Here is a 16,404-nt window from a genome sequence, read left to right as displayed (position 1 = left end):
ACCCTTGCACCTTCGTCGGCCGCGTCTGTTGTTTATACGAGACGGGGCTGCGCGCCGACCTGCCGGCCGCCGTGACGTCGCTATCCCCCCGGGCCCCCGCCCGGGACGCGGAGGAATCGCTACGTCGGGGCTCGTCCGCTCTGGTAGACCGGGAGCCGTGACGCACGAGACCACGACGACCGCCGTCGACAACCCGTTGGAGCAGCTCACCCTGGACGACCTGCGCCGCCGCACGTCGGTGAAGTGGCGGGTGTACCCGCCGGACGTGCTGCCGCTGTTCGTCGCGGAGATGGACACGCCCGTCGCCCCGTGCGTCGCGGACGCGGTGCGCGCGGCGCTGGACGTCGGCGACACGGGGTACGACATCGGCACGACGTACGCGGAGGCGCTCGCGCCGTTCGCGCAGGAGCGGTGGGGGTGGGCGCCCGACGTCGCGTCCAGCCGCACGATGCCGGACGTCATGGTGGCCGTCGTCGAGGCGCTGCGCGTGCTCACGTCGCCCGGGGACGCCGTCGTCGTCACGCCGCCGGTGTACCCGCCGTTCTACGGCTTCCCGGGGAACGAGGGCCGCCAGGTGCTGGAGGCGCCGCTCACTGCGGACCTGCGCCTCGACCTCGGCACGCTGGAGGACGCGTTCGCGCGCGCTACGGGCGCGGCCGCCCACGGCACCGGGCCGGGGTCGGGGCGGCGCGCCGTCCTGCTCCTGTGCAACCCGCACAACCCCACCGGCACGGCGCACGCGCGTGCCGAGCTCGAGGCGGTCCTCGCGCTGGCGGACCGGTACGGCGTGCGGGTCCTGGCCGACGAGATCCACGCGCCGTTCACGTTCGACCGGGTCGCGGCCGGCGCCGCGCCGTTCGTGCCGCTGCTGTCCGTGGCGGGCTCGGATCGGGCGATCGTCGTGCAGTCGGCGTCGAAGGCGTTCAACCTCGCCGGGCTGCGCGCGGCCACCCTGCTCGCCGGGCCCGACGCCGCCGCGGACCTGCGGCGCATCCCCGAGGAGGCCGGGCACGCCGTCAACCACCTCGCCGTGCTGGCCCACGCCGCGGCCTACCGCGACGGCGGGCCGTGGCTCGACGCGCTCCTCGCCGGCGTGCACCGCAACCGTGCCCTCGTGGGCGAGCTGCTCGCCGAGCACGCCCCCGCCGTGCGCCTCCAGCCCGCGGACGCGACCTACCTGGCGTGGCTCGACGTCCGTGAGGCCCTGCCCGACGACGTCCCCGCGGCGGGCGCGGCCGGCCTCGTGCTGGAGCGCGGCCGCGTCGCCCTCGACGACGGCGTGCGGTTCGGCGCGGGCGGCGCGGGGTGGCTGCGGATCAACCTCGCCACGTCGTCGGCGGTGCTCACCGAGGCGGTGCAGAGGCTCGGCCGCGCCCTCGCCTAGCGTCCGTAGTCGGGCGCCGACGCGACGCCGAACGCCTCCTCGAGGGTGGTGATGCCGGCCAGGTGCATGCGGGTCGTGAGGGCGGGCCCCACGTACCGCAGGTGCCACGGTTCGGCCGAGTAGCCCGTGACGTCGGCCGCGCCCTTCGGGTACCGCACGACGAACCCGTACCGCCACGCGTTCCTCGCCACCCAGCGGCCGGTCTCCGTGCGACCGAAGCGCAGGTACGACGTGCCCTGCTGCGCGACGTCGACGGCCAGCCCCGTCTGGTGCTCCGAGAACCCGGGCCGCGCGGAGAAGGTGTCCGCGTCGTCGCTGCCGTGCCCGGCGACGTACCGCGCGTACAGGCGCCGCTGGTCCGGCATCGACCGGAACGCCGACGCCAGCACCAGCGTCCGGCCCGTGGCGTCGTCCGCCGCGGCGGCCAGGCGCTCCAGGGCGCGCGCCGCCCGCGGTCGCATCCGGTCGTGGCCGCCGAGGGCGGGGACGTCGGGCTTCACGAGGTCGTCGGGGGCCCAGCCGCGCGGGCTGATCGGGCGGGACTTGTTCACCAGCACCAGCGGGTCGGCGGGGTCGTCCACGGGGGTCCACGCGCGGGTCAGCACCATCGCGTCGTCGGGCCGGGGGACGGGGATCGCGGCGCCCGCGACGGCCGCCGGCACGACGACCCCGAGGGCCGCCACGGCCCCGGCGACGGAGGCCGCACAGAATCTATGCAGCACCGTTACCAGGACACGGGGGGACATGCCGTCAAGACTGCCAGGAAGCCGATAACCTCGCCAAGGTGCGCCGCTACCGCCTCGCCCTCGCAGCCGTCCTGGCCCCTGTGGTGGCCGTGCCCCTGGTGGCTTGCTCCGGCCCCGACGTCCCCCCGGTCGACGACGCGGCACAGGCGCTCGCGACCGCGCTGCTCGCCGGCGACGTCGCCGACGTGCCGCTGAAGGTGCCCGGGTCGGTGAACCCCCAGGCCCAGCTCACGCAGGTGCTGGAGCCGCTGGTCGACTCGGCAGGCGAGCGGGAGCACACCGTGAAGGTCGCGGACGTCGGCAAGGTGGTCACGAAGGACGGCGCGACGACGGCGGACGTGACCCTTGACTGGGCGTGGCCGCTGGGCCGCGACCTCTCCTGGGCGTACTCGACCACGGCCCACCTCGTGTACGCGGCGCCGGAGGGCGGCAAGGGCGAGGGGGCCTGGCGCACCACCTGGAGCCCGGACGTGCTGGTGCCGGACCTCGCCCCCGGCGAGCGCCTCAAGGTCACCACGCTCGACGCCGACCGCGGCGACCTCCTGGACGGCGACGACGAGCCGATGGTGACGTCCCGCGGGGTCTGGCACCTCGGGGTCGACAAGACGGCGGTCGAGGGGCTCGGTCAGGAGTCGGCGGCGCGCGACCTCGCCCAGCTCGTGGGGCTCGAGCCGAACGAGTTCTTCGCCAAGGTCGAGGCCGCGGGCGACAAGGCGTTCGTCGAGGCGATCACCATCCGCAAGAAGGACTCGGGCGTGGACTTCACGGTCGACGACGCGCTGGACATCATCGGCGTGCGGGCGATCGAGGACGAGCAGGAGCTGGGCCCCACCAGCACCTTCGCCAAGCCGATCCTGGGCCGGGTGGGCGAGGCCACCCAGGAGGTGGTCGAGAAGTCGAAGGGCGCGATCCAGGCCGGCGACGTGGTGGGCCTCTCGGGCATGCAGGCGGCCTACGACGACCAGCTCACGGGGCACCCCGGCGTCGTCGTGAGCGTCGTGCCCGCCGGCGGCGCGGACGGCGACGTCGGCCTCGACGGCGAGCCCACCGAGGACAAGGACGCCAAGCGCGAGCTGTACCGCGTGGACGCGGTGGACGGCACGGCGGTGAAGACCACGCTCGACCAGGACATGCAGGAGCACGCGGAGGACGTCCTCGACGACGTCGACCCGGCCAGCGCCATCGTCGCCATCCGGCCGTCCGACGGCGCGGTGCTCGCCGCGGCGAGCGGGCCGGGCAGCGAGGGTTGGTCCACCGCGACGCTCGGCCAGTACCCGCCGGGATCCACGTTCAAGGTGGTCGACGCGCTCGCCTTCGGGCGCGCGGGGATCACCCCGGACACGAAGGTCTCCTGCCCCACCTCGATCACGGTGGACGGGCGCTCCTTCGGCAACGTGCCCGGCTACCCGTCGTCGGCCACCGGGAACGTGCCGCTGAGCACCGCCTTCGCGCACTCGTGCAACACCGCGATGATCGGCCAGCGCGACAAGGTCGCGCAGTCGGACCTCGCGACCGCGGCGTCCGACCTGGGCCTGGTCGACGAGAAGGTCGCGGCGGAGTCGATGGGCATCGGCGCGTTCCTCGGCGCGGTGCCGGCCGAGGCCGGGGAGACCGAGCACGCGGCGTCGATGATCGGCCAGGGCAAGATCCAGGCGTCGCCGCTCGGCATGGCGACGGTCGCGGCGAGCGTCGCCGCCGGTCAGCGCGTCGAGCCGGTGCTGGTGCGCGGCGACGAGAAGAAGGACGAGGCGAAGCCGTCCACCCCGGGCGTCAGCGAGGACGAGGCGAAGGTGCTGCGCCGGCTGATGCACGGCGTCGTCACCGAGGGCAGCGCCGACATGCTGCAGGACGTGCCCGGCATCGTCGGCGCCAAGACCGGCACCGCGCAGTACGGCGACGGCTCGAAGCAGCACGTGTGGATGCTGGCGATCGTGGACGACCTCGCGGTGGCCGTCTTCGTCGAGGACGGCCACCGCGGGTCGGACACCGCCGGGCCCCTCATGGAGGAGTTCCTCGAGGGACTGTAGCCCCGCGCAAGTCCCAGCATCCGGGCGATCCTGTCCGCCCCTCGAACGGCCGCCTACCCTCGTCGGCAATCGTCGAGGGGGAGTTCATGCGCGTCGTCGGAAGGGTCCTGCTGGCCGTCGTCGGGGGCCTGGTGCTCGTGGTCGGCGCGGCCGCGGCATGGGTCGTGGGGCCGGACGACACCGTCGTCGCCGGCGACACGACGTTCTCCACCGGCACGGCGTACACGGCGCGCGGGCTGCTGGACGTCGAGAACCTCGCGGTCCGGGTGACCGCCGAGGCCAGGAAGGGCGAGGTCTTCGTCGGCGTCGGCCACCCGGTGGACGTCTCGGACGTCGTCGCCGACCATGACGCCTTCCGGATCTTCCAGGTGAACATCGGCTCCCTGGCGGGGGCGGTGGACCCCGGCGAGGACGCGATGCCGGACCCGCGCGGCATCGACTGGTTCGACTCCGTGTCCGGCGCCGGGGAGCAGGCGCTCTCGTACCCGGTCGACGGACTGGCGCCGCAGTTCCTGATCTACTCGCCCGACGGGGCACCCGTCACCGCGTCGATCGGGTTCACGGTGCCGGGCGCCTTCCGGTTCCTCCTCCTCGTGGCCGGCGCGGGTGCGCTCCTGGCCGCGGCGTCGTTCCTGCTCCGGCGCCGTCGCCCCCGCGGGTCCGGCGGGGCGGACGACGTCGTCGACCCGACGGACGCGGAGCCGGCCTCCGACGACGCCGAGGAGCCGCGGGAGAGGGCCGCGACGGGCACCACGACCCGCCGAGTCGCCGCCGTCGTCGGTGCGGGGGCGCTGGTGCTGCCGCTCGGCGCGTGCGCCGTCGTGCCGACGCTCCCCGCGGAGATGCCCGCCAGGCAGGAGCGGAAGGTCGCCCTCACGGCCGACGACGTCGACGCGCTGTGGGCCGGTTACGACAAGCGCAACAACGCGGCGATCAAGGCCGCCGCCGCACCGAAGTACGACTCGTCGCGCTGGTCGACGGCGGACACGGGCGTCGCGCTCGAGGGCGACCTCTACTGGACCCGGTACAACCAGGCCGCGAGCAAGGAGGAGGGCGCGAAGAAGGCGAAGGGCGACGTCGAGCGGCTGACGACGACGGGCGAGTGGGTCTCGTCGCCGTCGTTCGACTCCTACCCGATGTGGGCCGTCGTCCACGGTGAGACGACCAGCTCGGCCGACGAGAAGAAGGACGCGAAGGACGACACGGCGAAGGAGAAGGAACCGAAGTTCACGACCGCCTCCCTCGTCGTCAAGGTGGCCGCGGACCAGCCGTGGAAGGTGCGCAGTGGCATCTCCGTGCCGGTGTCGGAGGTCGAGAACTTCCCAGAGGCGGCCACCGACCCCACGGAAGCCCAGCTCGCGAAGGCTCAGAAGGTCGCCAAGGCCATGAACGCCTACGTCAGCACCGGCAAGAAGTCGAAGCTGCTGGGCGACCTCGCCGGCGTCAAGGCCCTGCGCGAGCTCTACGTGGGCCGCATCGAGGAAGGCATGGCGGACGACGACTCCCCGTCGACGTGGTCCCTCGACTCCGAGCTGTTCGACGACGAGAGCGTGCACGTCGTCCCGGCCGACGGCGGCGCCTACGCGGTGATCGACCAGCGGCACACGCAGAAGGTCCAGCACGACGACGCGGGTTGGCACTGGAACCCGCCGTTCGACGCCGTCAACGGCGACGCCGGGGCGCTGCTCTACCAGCAGCAGGCCTCCACCGTCCTGGTGTGGATCCCGGACAGCGGCAAGGTGAAGACCTTCCCGTACTACACGCGCCCCGTCATCGCCGACAGCATGTGACCGTCAGAGCTGGCCGTGGCCCTTCTTCGAGGGCACGCCGGCGATGAGGCCGCCGTCGACGACGAACTCGGAGCCGGTGGAGTAACTGGACTCGTCGCTGGCAAGGAAGACGATCATCTGCGACACCTCCGCCGGGTCGGCGGCGCGGCCCAGCGGGATGAGCAGGTCGTCGGGGTTCAGGGACGCCGTCATGGGCGTGGAGATGAACCCGGGGTGCACGGAGTTGACGCGCACGCCGTACGGGCCGAGGTCCAGCGCGACGGACTTGGTGAGCCCGCGGACGCCGAACTTGGAGGCCACGTACCCGTGCAGGCCGGCACTGCCGCGCATGCCCTCCACGGACGAGATGTTGATGATGGACCCGGAGCCCGCCTTCGCCATGATCGGCGAGACGGCGCGGATCCCCAGGAACACGCCGGTGAGGTTGATGTCGATGATCCGGCGCCAGGCGTCGGTGTCGAACTCGGTGATCGGGCCGCCGTTCGCGATGCCTGCGTTGTTGACGAGCACGTCGACGCGGCCGAACTCCTCCAGCGTGAACGCGACGGCCTTCGCCCAGTCGTCCTCGCTGGTGACGTCGAGGTGGACGTAGCGGGCGACGTCCGTGCGGTCGCCGTTGAGCTCGGCGGCGAGGGCCTCGCCCTTCGCGTCGTCGAGGTCGGCGACGACGACCTTGGCGCCCTCCGCGACCAGCGCGCGGGCGTGGGTGACGCCCATCCCGCCGGTGCCCCCGGTGATGATCGCGACCTTGTTGTGGACGCGGCTTCCTGTGCTGACGGCCATGTCGGCCTCCTTCGTGGTTCTGCTGCCGTGCTGTGGTGAGTGGGTGCACCTGCCCGCCTGGGACACGAATGTCCCGGGACGGAGGGGACGTCAGGGGGACGGCGTGGTCCACCAGGCGGGCAGGGCGTCGTGGGCGACGCGCGGGAAGAACCCGGGGTCGCGGGGCGGGGGAGCGCTGAGCCAGACCTCGAGGGCACCGACGGTGCCGAGCCCGACGTACGTCGCGAACGCGCGGGCGTAGCGGTCGGCCTGGTCGGCGGGGGTGCCCGGGTCGAGGGGCATGAGGCCGGGGTGGGCGCGGAGGTGGTCGGTGAGGGTGCCGGCGACGTGGTCGGCGAGCAGCCGCGCGAGCGGTGCGCTGAGCCCGCCCTCGAGGGCCCGCTCGTAGACGGGCAGGTGCGCCTCGACGTGGGCCTGCAGCGCGCCCGTGTAGCGGGCGACGACGTGCTCGGCGTCGTCGTGGGTGGCGTGGCCGGCGACCTCCCGGACGTCGGCGTCGAACTCGGCGCGGATGCGGTCGAGCTCGGCGCCGAGCACGCGGGCCAGGAGGTCCGCGGGATTGGCGGCGTGGTCGTAGAACGTGGCCCGGTTGATGCCGGCGCGGGCGGCGACGGCCGACGCGGTGAGGTCGGCGACGTCCTGCTCCGCGGCCAGCTCGAGGACGGCGGCGCGCAGGGCCTCCGCGGTGCGCTCGACCCGCTTGTCCATGCCCGTCACCTCCGCTGTTCGACGTTCTCGACGTTCTCGACGCTACGCCGGAGAGGCTCAGTTAGGCAACACGTGTCGCCTAACTCACTTCACCCGGGCTGCCCGGGTGAGCCCGCCGGGCCCGACCTACGCTCGAACGTGCCGCACCCGCCACCGACGAGGGGAACCGCCATGGTCAGCAGGACCCGAGGGAGCGGCCGCCGCCGCCCCCGCAGCGGGGACGTCGAGCTCAACCCCGTCTTCGTTCGGCCCGGGGAGACGCGCTCGGTGCCGCGCGACCGCCTGCCGGCGGGGGAGTCGCTGCCGGAGACGGCGTTCCAGATCGTCCACGACGAGGCCATGCTCGACGGCAACGCGCGGCTCAACCTCGCCACCTTCGTCGGCACGTGGATGGACGACCACGCCAGCCGCCTCTACCTCGAGGCCGCCGACAAGAACATGATCGACAAGGACGAGTACCCGGCCACGGCGGCGGTCGAGGACCGCTGCTGGCGGATGCTCGCGGACCTCTGGCACGCCCCCGACCCACGCCACGCGATGGGCACCTCGACGATCGGCTCCTCGGAGGCGTGCATGCTCGCCGGGCTCGCGCTCAAGCGGCGCTGGCAGCAGGCGCGGCGCGACGCCGGCAAGCCCGTCGGCACCCCCAACCTCGTGATGTCCAGCGCCGTGCAGGTGTGCTGGGAGAAGTTCTGCAACTACTTCGAGGTCGAGCCGCGCTACGTGCCCATCAGCGAGGAGCACCGCGTGCTCGATGGGTACGACCTTTCGACGTACGTCGACGAGGACACCATCGGCGTCGTCGCCATCCTCGGCGTCACGTACACGGGCATGTACGAGCCGGTCACCGAGATCGCCGCCGCGCTCGACCGGATCCAGGCGGCCACCGGGCTGGACGTGCCCATCCACGTGGACGGCGCGTCGGGGGCGATGGTCGCGCCGTTCGTGCAGCCCGACCTGGTGTGGGACTTCCAGGTGGACCGGGTCGCGTCGATCAACACGTCCGGGCACAAGTACGGCCTCGTGTACCCAGGGCTCGGCTGGGTGGTGTGGCGCGACGAGGAGGCCCTGCCCGAGAGCCTCGTGTTCCGGGTGAGCTACCTGGGCGGCGACATGCCCACCCTCGCGCTGAACTTCTCCCGGCCCGGGGCGCAGGTGCTGCTCCAGTACTACATGTTCCTGCGGCTCGGGAGGTCCGGTTACGAGGCCGTGCAGCACGCGTCGTCGGACGTCGCGCGGTACCTCGCCGACGGCGTCGGGAGGCTGCCCGCGTTCGAGCTGTGGAACGACGGCTCCGACATCCCCGTCTTCGCGTGGCGCCTGAAGGCGGGGCACACGGAGAACTGGAACCTGTACCACCTGTCCGACCGGCTGCGCACGCGCGGCTGGCTCGTGCCGGCGTACCCCATGCCCGACGACCTCACCGACGTCACCGTGCAGCGCGTCGTCGTGCGCAGCGGCCTCAGCCGGGACCTGGCGGCGTCGTTCCTCGCCGACCTCGAGGAGGAGGTCGCCTACCTCGACGCCCTCACCGGCCCGATGCCCACCGAGGGTCAGCGCACCGGCTTCACCCACTGACCCCAGCTCTGTGCCGAACAGGCACCTGACACCGTGATGGGGTCGGATTCGACCCCATCAGGGTGTCAACTGCCTGTTCGGCGAGAGCGCGGGCGGCCCGAAGGTCAGCGGGCGAAGCGCTCCGACCGCTCGCGCACGCGGCCTGCGCCGCGCCCGCCGTCGGCGCCGGCATCCCACGTGTAGACCTCGGTGCCGGTGACGAAGACGTGCTCCGCGCGCGAGCCGACGTCGAGCGGGTCGCCGGACCAGACGACGACGTCGCCGTCGAGCCCGGGCGTGAGCGCGCCGACGCGGTCGTCGAGGCCGAGGAACGACGCCGGGTTCACCGTGAGCGCCTCGAGCGCGACCTGCGGGTCCAGGCCCTCCTTCACCGCGAACGACGCCTGGTGCACGAGGAAGTTGATCGGCACCACCGGGTGGTCGGTCGTGATGGCGACGCGCACCCCGGCGTCCGCGAGGCGGGCGAGGTTGCCGATGTCGCGGTGGCGCAGCTCCACCTTGGAGCGCGACGTGAGCATGGGCCCGAAGATCACCGGCACGTCGCGCTCGGCGAGCACGTCGGCGACGGCGGCGCCGTCGGTGCCGTGGTTGACCACGAGGCGGTAGCCGAACTCGTCCGCCAGGCGCAGCGCGGTGGCGATGTCGTCCGCGCGGTGCGTGTGCTGGTCCCAGGCGAGCTCGCCGGCGAGCACCCGCCCCAGCGTCTCCTTGCCGAGGTCGCGGGCGAACGGCTCGCCCTTGGCCTCCGCCGCGTCGCGCTGCGCCACGTAGTGCTGCGCGTCGAGGAACGCCTGCCGGATGACGGCGGCCACGCCCAGGCGGGTCGACGGCGCCTTCTTCTGGTCGCCGTACACGCGCTTGGGGTTCTCGCCGAGGGCCGACTTCACCGACACGGACTCGCTGATCACCTGCTCGTCGACGGTGCGGCCGCCCCACGTCTTGATCGCGACCGTCTGGCCGCCGATCGGGTTGCCCGAGCCCGGCTTCACGACGACCGACGTCACGCCGCCGGCGAGGGCGTCGCGGAAGCCCTCCTCCTCGATGTTGATCGCGTCCAGGGCGCGCAGGTGCGCGCCGTCCGGCGCCGTCATCTCGTTGGTGTCGTCGCCGGCCCAGCCCTCCGCCTCCTCGTGCACGCCCACGTGCCCGTGCGCCTCCACGAAGCCGGGCAGCACCCACCGGCCGCCCGCGTCGAGCGTGCGGACGCCGTCGGGGACGACGACGTCCACCCCCACGGCCTCGATGACGCCGTCGGTGATCAGGACGGTGCCGCCGTCGATCGGCAGGCCGTCCACGGGGACGACGTAGCCGTTCGTGATCGCGACGGACGAGCGGGTGGTGCGGATGGGAGAGGTCATGCCCGCCATCATGCCGTCGACCCCGGGCGCCGAACAGGCAGTTGACGCCGGGATGGCGGCTCGACGGGCGTCATACCGGTGTCAACTGCCTGTTCGGCACGGGCACGGGCGCTACGGTCGGCGGATGCCGACCCGACACCTGCACGTGCTGCGCCACGGCGCGGCGGACCGGTTCGGCGAGCTGACGGACGAGGGGGAGCGGCAGGTCGCGCTCGCCGGCCGCCGTCTGGCCGCCCTGCCCGTCGACGCCGTCTGGCACTCGCCCCTGCCGCGCGCGGTGCGCTCCGCCGAGGTGCTGGGCGCGGAGCTCCCGGGCGTCCCCGTCGCCGCGGCGCCCGAGCTCGTGGACCACGTGCCATACCTGCCCGACCCGATACCGCCCGCGTGGGCGGGCTTCTTCGACGACGAGGACCGTGCCGAGGCCGCCGACGGCGCCCGCCTGGCCGCCGCGCTCACCGCCCGGTTCGCGCGCCCCGCCGACGTCGAGACGCACGAGGTGCTGGTTACGCACGCGTTCCAGGTCGCGTGGCTGGTGCGCGACGCGCTCGCCGCCCCGCCGGAGAGCTGGCTGGGGCTGCCGTACGGCAACGCGTCCCTCACGACGATCGAGTACCGCGACGACCGCGGCTCGTCCCTGGTCCTCTCCAACGACATGGGGCACCTGCCGTCCGAGCTGCGCTGGACCGGGTTCGGGCCGGTCGCGCGCCCCTGACCGCCTCCGTCAGGGGACGTTCATCGAGCGACCGTGACCGTACGGGTCGGGCTGACCGCGCGGACGGAGACGATCGTCGCGGAGGCGACGGCTCGCAGCAGGACCGGCCCCGCCGGGAGCCTGACACTGACGGTCGCACGTCCCGTGGAGTCCTGCTTGGCGGTGCCCACCGTCTTCCACGTCGTGCCCGACCTCCGCTGGAGGCTGAGCGTGCCGCCCCTCGCCGGCACCGACGACGTCATGCGGAACGTCGCCGGCTTTCGCGCGCTCGGTGCTGCCGTCACGACCTTGACCGTGACAGCCGGGCGCACCTTGACCGTGCGCGTGCGCGAGACCGCAGGGCCCGCCACCGCGACCCGGTCGGCATGCCGCCACCGGTAGACGGTCGTGGCCGAGGGGCGGACGGTGGCCGTGGCCACCCGGTCGCGCCCGCCGGTGGTATAGGTGCCGACCCTGGTCCACGTCGACGTGCCCGCCTGGTGTCGTTCGAGGACCAGCTTCTCCCCGGTGAAGCTCGGGCCCTTGCCGTCCGCCGTACCAGGCTGGCGTCGCACCAGCCGAGCGCGCAGCGTGGCAGAGCCGCCCTTGTCCACGACGTCCACGCTCGCCGCACCGGCGACGATCTGCGTGGCAGGGTAGAGGCGATAGGTCGCCGTGGCCTCCGCCTGCGAGGTGTTGGAGCCGTTGGCAGTGGCGTACACGGTCCCGGTGCTCTGCCACGCCCAGTCGGCTTCCCACGAGCGGTCCACTGCGAGGGGGAACGCACATGGGGTGCGTCCGCCGGAACCGAGGCACGCGTAGCGCGCCTCGTCGGACGTGTTGACCCCGGAGAGGTGGTTCTCGCCGTTCCCCTCGGTGCTCCACATCATCCAGGTGTCGATGGCCGGGTCCGACCAGGCCGGTGAGGCCGACAGGGTCGTCCGTACCCGGAGTCGCGTTCCTGACAGCACCCACGACGACGGTGTGACTCTCGTGCCGGACGGCGTGGTGATCACCAGCGGTGACCAGGCGAGCGGATCCTCGACGACGAACGTGGTCGAGCCCGTCGTCGTCCACCCCGCCCAGTCCGTCACCGTGACGTCCCACTGGTGCCTGCCCCGGGCGAAACGCGCCTGTTCGAGAGTAGGGGACTGGCCTCGCGAGGGCCCGTACGACTGGGGCGACGCCTCACCCCAGGGGTACCACCTGTAGACGACCTCGCCATCGAGCCGGGCGACGGCCGAACGGTAGTGAGCGTCGGGCGGCAGGTCCGCGCTCCAGGTGACGAAGGACTGCTCCCCGACGAGCATGTGGGATCGGTCCGACGACGCGAAGTCGTTCCACACGCTGATCGTCGGTCGCGGCGCGCCGATCAGCGTGCGGCCGGCGACCCGCACCACGGTCCCGTCGTCGAGGGTGGCGTCCACCGCGAGGCCGATCCGGCCGGGGTCGTGGTGCTGCGACGGCGTCCAGTCCAGCTCGAACGGGGGAACGGCGTCCACCGCCGACGACCGCTTCGGGGTCTCCGACGAGTCGTCCTGCACGGAGCTGAGCGCGAGGCTGGCGACGTGCGACGTGTCCCCCGTGAGCGTCAGTGTCATGGGGGTGGACCACGCCGCACCGAGAGGCGTGACGGACGTCCCCGCCGCGACGTCCGGCAGCCCGGTGAGGGTCAACGGCGCAGGGTCGGAAGTGGCTTCCGCGGCCACGGCAGCGGTGTCGAGCAGCGTCGCGGTGAGAATCAGCGCGAGCAGGCTCGCGATTGCGAGCCGGGGCGTGGTCGGGCGTCGTCTCATGGGCACGCGTCGTCTCTGTCCGGGAGCGCGATCGTCGTGCTCGGCAGGGTGAGCGTAGCGACTCCGCCGGCGCTCGCCGGTCCCTGCGGGGGTGAATTCCTAGTCGAGGGGGACGTTCGCCTCCAGCTCGGCGAGCCAGGCGGCGGCCGACGCGTCGGACGGCATGCGCCAGTCGCCGCGCGGCGACATGGTGCCGCCGGGGGAGACCTTGGGCCCGTTGGGCAGCGCGGAGCGCTTGAACTGCGACGAGAAGTACCGGCGGAAGAAGACGACCTCCCACTTCCGGATGGTGGCCAGGTCGTAGGCGGACCGCTCGTCGTGCGGGAAGTTGGGCGGCCACTCGCCGGCGTCGGGGTCGCGCCAGGCGTGCCAGGCGAGGAACGCGATCTTGGACGGCCGCAGCCCGTGCCGCAGCGTCCAGAACAGGGTGAAGTCCTGCAGCGCGTACGGCCCGATGGTGGCCTCCGTGGACTGCGGCGCCTCGCCCTCCTCGGCGGGGACGAGCTCGGGGGAGATCTCCTGCCCCAGGATCTCCAGGAGCAGGGCGTTGGTGCCCGCCTCGAACTGGCCGGTGTCCGCCACCCAGCGGATGAGGTGCTGGATGAGCGTCTTCGGCACGCCGGTGTTCACCGCGTAGTGCGACATCTGGTCGCCCACGCCGTACGTGCACCAGCCCAGCGCCAGCTCGGACAGGTCGCCGGTGCCGAGCACGATGCCGCCGCGGTGGTTCGCGAGCCGGAACAGGTAGTCGGTGCGCAGGCCGGCCTGCACGTTCTCGAACGTGACGTCGTAGACCTTCTCGCCCGCGCCGTACGGGTGGCCCAGGTCGCGGAGCATCTGCTCGGCCGCGGGCCGGATGTCGAGCTCCTCGAAGTGCACGCCCAGCGACGTCGCGAGCCGGGTGGCGCGGTCCTTCGTCGCAGACGACGTCGCGAAGCCGGGCATCGTGATCGCGTGGATGTCGCTGCGGGGCCGCCCGAGGCGGTCCATGGCGCGCGCCGCGACGATGAGCGCGTGCGTCGAGTCCAGGCCGCCCGAGACGCCGATGACGATCTTCGGCTGCCCGATCGACCGCAGCCGCTGCTCCAGCCCGGCCACCTGGATCGAGTACGCCTCGTAGCAGTCCTGGGCGAGGCGCTCCGGGTCGTCCGGCACGAAGGGGAAGCGGTCCACCTTGCGGCGCAGGCCGACGTCGCCCGCCGGCGGGTCGACGGTCCACCCGATGGTGCGGAACCCCTCGACGCGGGAGCCGAGCGCGCGGCGGTTGTCGTCGAACGACCCCTGCCGCAGCCGCTCCTGGCGCAGCCGGTCGAGGTCGACGTCGGCCACGGAGCGCCGCGCGCCGTCGGGGAAGCGCTCGGTCTCGGCGAGCAGGTCGCCCACCTCGTAGACCATCGTCTGGCCGTCCCACGACAGGTCCGTGCTCGACTCGCCCTGCGCCGCCGCGTAGGCGTACGCGGCGAGCCCGCGGTGCGACGCCGAGCGCACCATGAGCCGCCGGTCCTCGGCCCGCGCCACCGTGATGGGGCTGGCGGACAGGTTGAGCAGCACCGTCGCGCCTGCCAGCGCGGCTTCCGCCGACGGCGGCACGGGCACCCACAGGTCCTCGCACACCTCGACGTGCACGACGAGCCCGGCGACGTCGTCGGCGGCGAACAGCAGGTCGGGGCCGAAGGGCACCGGGCCGTCCGCGAACGGCAGCGTGACCGTGGCGCCGCGCCGGTCGTCGCCGGGAGCGAACCAGCGCTTCTCGTAGAACTCGCGGTAGTTCGGCAGGTACGACTTGGGGGCGACGCCCAGCACCCGCCCGCCCTGCACGACGACGGCGCAGTTCAGCAGCCGGTTCCCGACCTCGAGCGGCGCCCCGACCACGAGCAGCGGGCGCAGCTCGGCGCTGGCCTCGACGATCGCGGCGAGCGCGTCGGACGTCGCCTCCAGGAGCGCGTCGGCGAGGTGCAGGTCGTCGATGGCGTAGCCGGAGACGCACAGCTCCGGGAAGACGGCGACCGCGACGCCGTCGTCGTGGCACGCGCGCGCCTCGGCGAGGATCGCGGCCGCGTTCGCGCGGGGGTCGGCGACGGTGACGGGGACGGTGCAGGCCGCCACGCGGGCGAAGCCGTGGGCGTAGGCCGAGGTGAAGTCCACCCCCCGAGTGTAGGAACGCCGCCCGCCCCCGCGAGCCCTGACAGCTCGGGCGAGTGGGTCGCTAGGGTCGGGCCGTGCACCCCCGACCCGCGCGCCGTCGTCGCGCCCTCGTCGTCCTGCTCGCCGCCGTGCTGGCCCCCGCGCTCGGCCTCGCCGTCGCGCAGCCCGCCGCCGCGCACGACCGGCTCGTCTCGTCCGACCCGGCCGACGGCGCGAAGGTCGCCGAGCCGCCCACCACGCTCACGCTCGTGTTCAGCGCAGCCATGCTCGACTCCGGCGCCCAGGTGGCCGTCACGACTCCCGACGGGACGACGAAGGCGCAGGTCGCGGTGGATGGCGAGGACGTCGTCGCGACGCTGCCCGCCGACCTGCCCGGCGGCGAGTGGGACGTCGCGTGGCGCGTCGTCTCCTCCGACGGCCACCCCATCGAGGGCGACCTCGCGTTCACCGTCGCGGCCGCCTCGCCGAGCCCGACGCCGACCCCGACCGACACGGCGAGCGCGACGGCGACCCCGACGACCGCGTCGCCCACCGCCACGGCCAGCGCCACGGCCAGCGACACGGCCAGCGACACGGCCGCCGACGACGGCCACGGCACGCACCGGTCCGGCACCCCCGGCGCGGACCTCGACGCCGACGGCGAGGCCGGGTGGGCGACGGCGTGGCTGTTCCCCGTGGCGGTGCTCGCCGCGGTGGGCGTCGCCGCGGCCGTCGTGCTGCGCGTGCGCCGGCGCGACACCGTGGGTTGGCAGGACGGCGAGCACGACGCCGAGCACGACGAGGATCACGACGACTCCGGGGACGGCGGCCCGCGCGACTGAGGCGCCGTCGAGCAGGCGATCTGTCCCGCCACGAGGCCCGACAGCGCGACAGATCACGTGCTCGAAAGGTTCCCGGATCGGGGTGTCCGGCACGCCACGCGCGGAAAAGTCGCAGGAATCCGCGGATGTTCCCTAGTGTGTTCCCCGGTCCCCCGGCGCGAGCCGGGCGGGATCGTGAACGTGACGACGCGCGGGTCGCGTGCGTCGTGAACCGGAGAAGGGATGCACATGTCGCTGAACAAGTCCGAGCTGGTCTCGGCCATCGCCGGCAAGGCCGAGCTCAGCAAGGCGGAGGCGGAGAAGTTCCTCAACGCCTTCCAGGCTGTGCTCGAGGAGTCGCTCGCCAAGGGCGAGGCGGTCAAGGTCACGGGTCTGCTCTCGGTCGAGCGCGTCGAGCGTGCCGCCCGCACCGGCCGCAACCCGCGCACGGGCGAGGAGATCCAGATCCCCGCCGGCTTCGGCGTGAAGATCAGCGCCGGCTCGCTGCTGAAGAAGGCCGTCGCGAAGTGATCCTTCGCTGACCGACGTCCGCGTCGCGTCAGCCACCCGGAGGCCCGCCGCTCGCCCTGCGCGAGCC

The 16,404-nt window shown here is 73.4% G+C and carries 13 protein-coding genes; 7 read left to right on the top strand and 6 right to left on the bottom strand.

Annotated elements, in window-relative coordinates; translation table 11 throughout:
• The first annotated feature begins 157 nt into the window (after positions 1–157).
• Positions 158–1,384 (top strand): MalY/PatB family protein, encoded by a 1,227-nt coding sequence (locus ACFWDO_RS14455; RefSeq protein WP_380323283.1) that lies wholly within the window; start codon positions 158–160, stop codon positions 1,382–1,384.
• Here the strand turns inward: ACFWDO_RS14455 and ACFWDO_RS14450 are convergent.
• Positions 1,381–2,130, bottom strand: coding sequence for a M15 family metallopeptidase (locus tag ACFWDO_RS14450; protein ID WP_380323286.1), 750 nt, complete (start codon positions 2,128–2,130; stop codon positions 1,381–1,383). The two genes, ACFWDO_RS14455 and ACFWDO_RS14450, sit on opposite strands and share 4 nt — an antisense overlap.
• 38 nt (positions 2,131–2,168) lie before the next feature.
• Between ACFWDO_RS14450 and ACFWDO_RS14445 the strand changes: the two genes are divergently transcribed.
• Together ACFWDO_RS14445 and ACFWDO_RS14440 are read left to right on the top strand one after the other, a co-directional pair.
• Positions 2,169–4,157 carry a penicillin-binding transpeptidase domain-containing protein gene (locus ACFWDO_RS14445; RefSeq protein ID WP_380323289.1) on the top strand — a complete coding sequence of 663 codons (1,989 nt, stop codon included), beginning with the start codon at positions 2,169–2,171 and terminating at the stop codon, positions 4,155–4,157.
• Between the two features lie 86 nt (positions 4,158–4,243).
• A complete protein-coding gene (locus tag ACFWDO_RS14440) occupies positions 4,244–5,947 on the top strand; it encodes a hypothetical protein (RefSeq protein WP_380323292.1) in 1,704 nt (567 codons plus the stop codon).
• Positions 5,948–5,950: 3 nt separating this feature from the next.
• On the opposite strand, the gene ACFWDO_RS14435 is transcribed toward ACFWDO_RS14440, so the two are convergent.
• Positions 5,951–6,730 (bottom strand): glucose 1-dehydrogenase, encoded by a 780-nt coding sequence (locus tag ACFWDO_RS14435; protein ID WP_380323295.1) that lies wholly within the window; start codon positions 6,728–6,730, stop codon positions 5,951–5,953.
• Between the two features lie 90 nt (positions 6,731–6,820).
• A complete protein-coding gene (locus ACFWDO_RS14430; protein ID WP_380323297.1) occupies positions 6,821–7,438 on the bottom strand; it encodes a TetR/AcrR family transcriptional regulator in 618 nt (205 codons plus the stop codon).
• Positions 7,439–7,609: 171 nt separating this feature from the next.
• Here ACFWDO_RS14430 and ACFWDO_RS14425 point away from each other — a divergent pair, with 171 nt between their 5' ends.
• Positions 7,610–9,016, top strand: a complete 1,407-nt coding sequence (locus ACFWDO_RS14425) for a glutamate decarboxylase (RefSeq protein WP_380323300.1) — start codon at positions 7,610–7,612, stop codon at positions 9,014–9,016.
• Between the two features lie 104 nt (positions 9,017–9,120).
• Here ACFWDO_RS14425 and ACFWDO_RS14420 read toward each other — a convergent pair whose 3' ends face one another.
• The gene (locus ACFWDO_RS14420; protein WP_380323303.1) at positions 9,121–10,374 is read right to left on the bottom strand and encodes an amidohydrolase; all 1,254 of its coding nucleotides are present in this window, start codon (positions 10,372–10,374) and stop codon (positions 9,121–9,123) included.
• 124 nt (positions 10,375–10,498) lie between these two features.
• Between ACFWDO_RS14420 and ACFWDO_RS14415 the strand changes: the two genes are divergently transcribed.
• Complete coding sequence (locus tag ACFWDO_RS14415; RefSeq protein WP_380323306.1) at positions 10,499–11,086, top strand: histidine phosphatase family protein; 588 nt, start codon at positions 10,499–10,501, stop codon at positions 11,084–11,086.
• A 20-nt stretch (positions 11,087–11,106) separates the two neighbouring features.
• Here the strand turns inward: ACFWDO_RS14415 and ACFWDO_RS14410 are convergent, their stop codons facing one another.
• Positions 11,107–12,861 carry a hypothetical protein gene (locus tag ACFWDO_RS14410; RefSeq protein WP_380323309.1) on the bottom strand — a complete coding sequence of 585 codons (1,755 nt, stop codon included), beginning with the start codon at positions 12,859–12,861 and terminating at the stop codon, positions 11,107–11,109.
• 99 nt (positions 12,862–12,960) lie between these two features.
• Entirely contained in the window at positions 12,961–15,006 is a 2,046-nt protein-coding gene (locus ACFWDO_RS14405; RefSeq protein ID WP_380323312.1) for an NAD(+) synthase, read from the bottom strand.
• 74 nt (positions 15,007–15,080) lie between these two features.
• On the opposite strand from ACFWDO_RS14405, the gene ACFWDO_RS14400 reads away from it, so the two are divergent.
• Together ACFWDO_RS14400 and ACFWDO_RS14395 are read left to right on the top strand one after the other, a co-directional pair.
• Positions 15,081–15,827, top strand: coding sequence for a copper resistance protein CopC (locus tag ACFWDO_RS14400; RefSeq protein ID WP_380323314.1), 747 nt, complete (start codon positions 15,081–15,083; stop codon positions 15,825–15,827).
• A gap of 228 nt (positions 15,828–16,055) precedes the next feature.
• Positions 16,056–16,337, top strand: a complete 282-nt coding sequence (locus ACFWDO_RS14395; protein WP_079573476.1) for an HU family DNA-binding protein — start codon at positions 16,056–16,058, stop codon at positions 16,335–16,337.
• Positions 16,338–16,404: the final 67 nt, after the last annotated feature.

This window comes from Isoptericola sp. NPDC060185 (assembly GCF_042728595.1).
GTDB lineage: Bacteria > Actinomycetota > Actinomycetes > Actinomycetales > Cellulomonadaceae > Isoptericola.
This window is presented reverse-complemented; position numbering and strand designations above follow the sequence as displayed.

What these genes read in the sequence shown, in the direction of transcription:
- ACFWDO_RS14450 (WP_380323286.1), bottom strand. Translation starts at nt 2,130, where the DNA reads ATGTCCCCCCGTGTCCTGGTAACGGTGCTGCATAGATTCTGTGCGGCC.
- ACFWDO_RS14440 (WP_380323292.1), top strand. Translation starts at nt 4,244, where the DNA reads ATGCGCGTCGTCGGAAGGGTCCTGCTGGCCGTCGTCGGGGGCCTGGTG.
- ACFWDO_RS14435 (WP_380323295.1), bottom strand. Translation starts at nt 6,730, where the DNA reads ATGGCCGTCAGCACAGGAAGCCGCGTCCACAACAAGGTCGCGATCATC.
- ACFWDO_RS14430 (WP_380323297.1), bottom strand. Translation starts at nt 7,438, where the DNA reads ATGGACAAGCGGGTCGAGCGCACCGCGGAGGCCCTGCGCGCCGCCGTC.
- ACFWDO_RS14425 (WP_380323300.1), top strand. Translation starts at nt 7,610, where the DNA reads ATGGTCAGCAGGACCCGAGGGAGCGGCCGCCGCCGCCCCCGCAGCGGG.
- ACFWDO_RS14420 (WP_380323303.1), bottom strand. Translation starts at nt 10,374, where the DNA reads ATGACCTCTCCCATCCGCACCACCCGCTCGTCCGTCGCGATCACGAAC.
- ACFWDO_RS14415 (WP_380323306.1), top strand. Translation starts at nt 10,499, where the DNA reads ATGCCGACCCGACACCTGCACGTGCTGCGCCACGGCGCGGCGGACCGG.
- ACFWDO_RS14410 (WP_380323309.1), bottom strand. Translation starts at nt 12,861, where the DNA reads ATGAGACGACGCCCGACCACGCCCCGGCTCGCAATCGCGAGCCTGCTC.
- ACFWDO_RS14395 (WP_079573476.1), top strand. Translation starts at nt 16,056, where the DNA reads ATGTCGCTGAACAAGTCCGAGCTGGTCTCGGCCATCGCCGGCAAGGCC.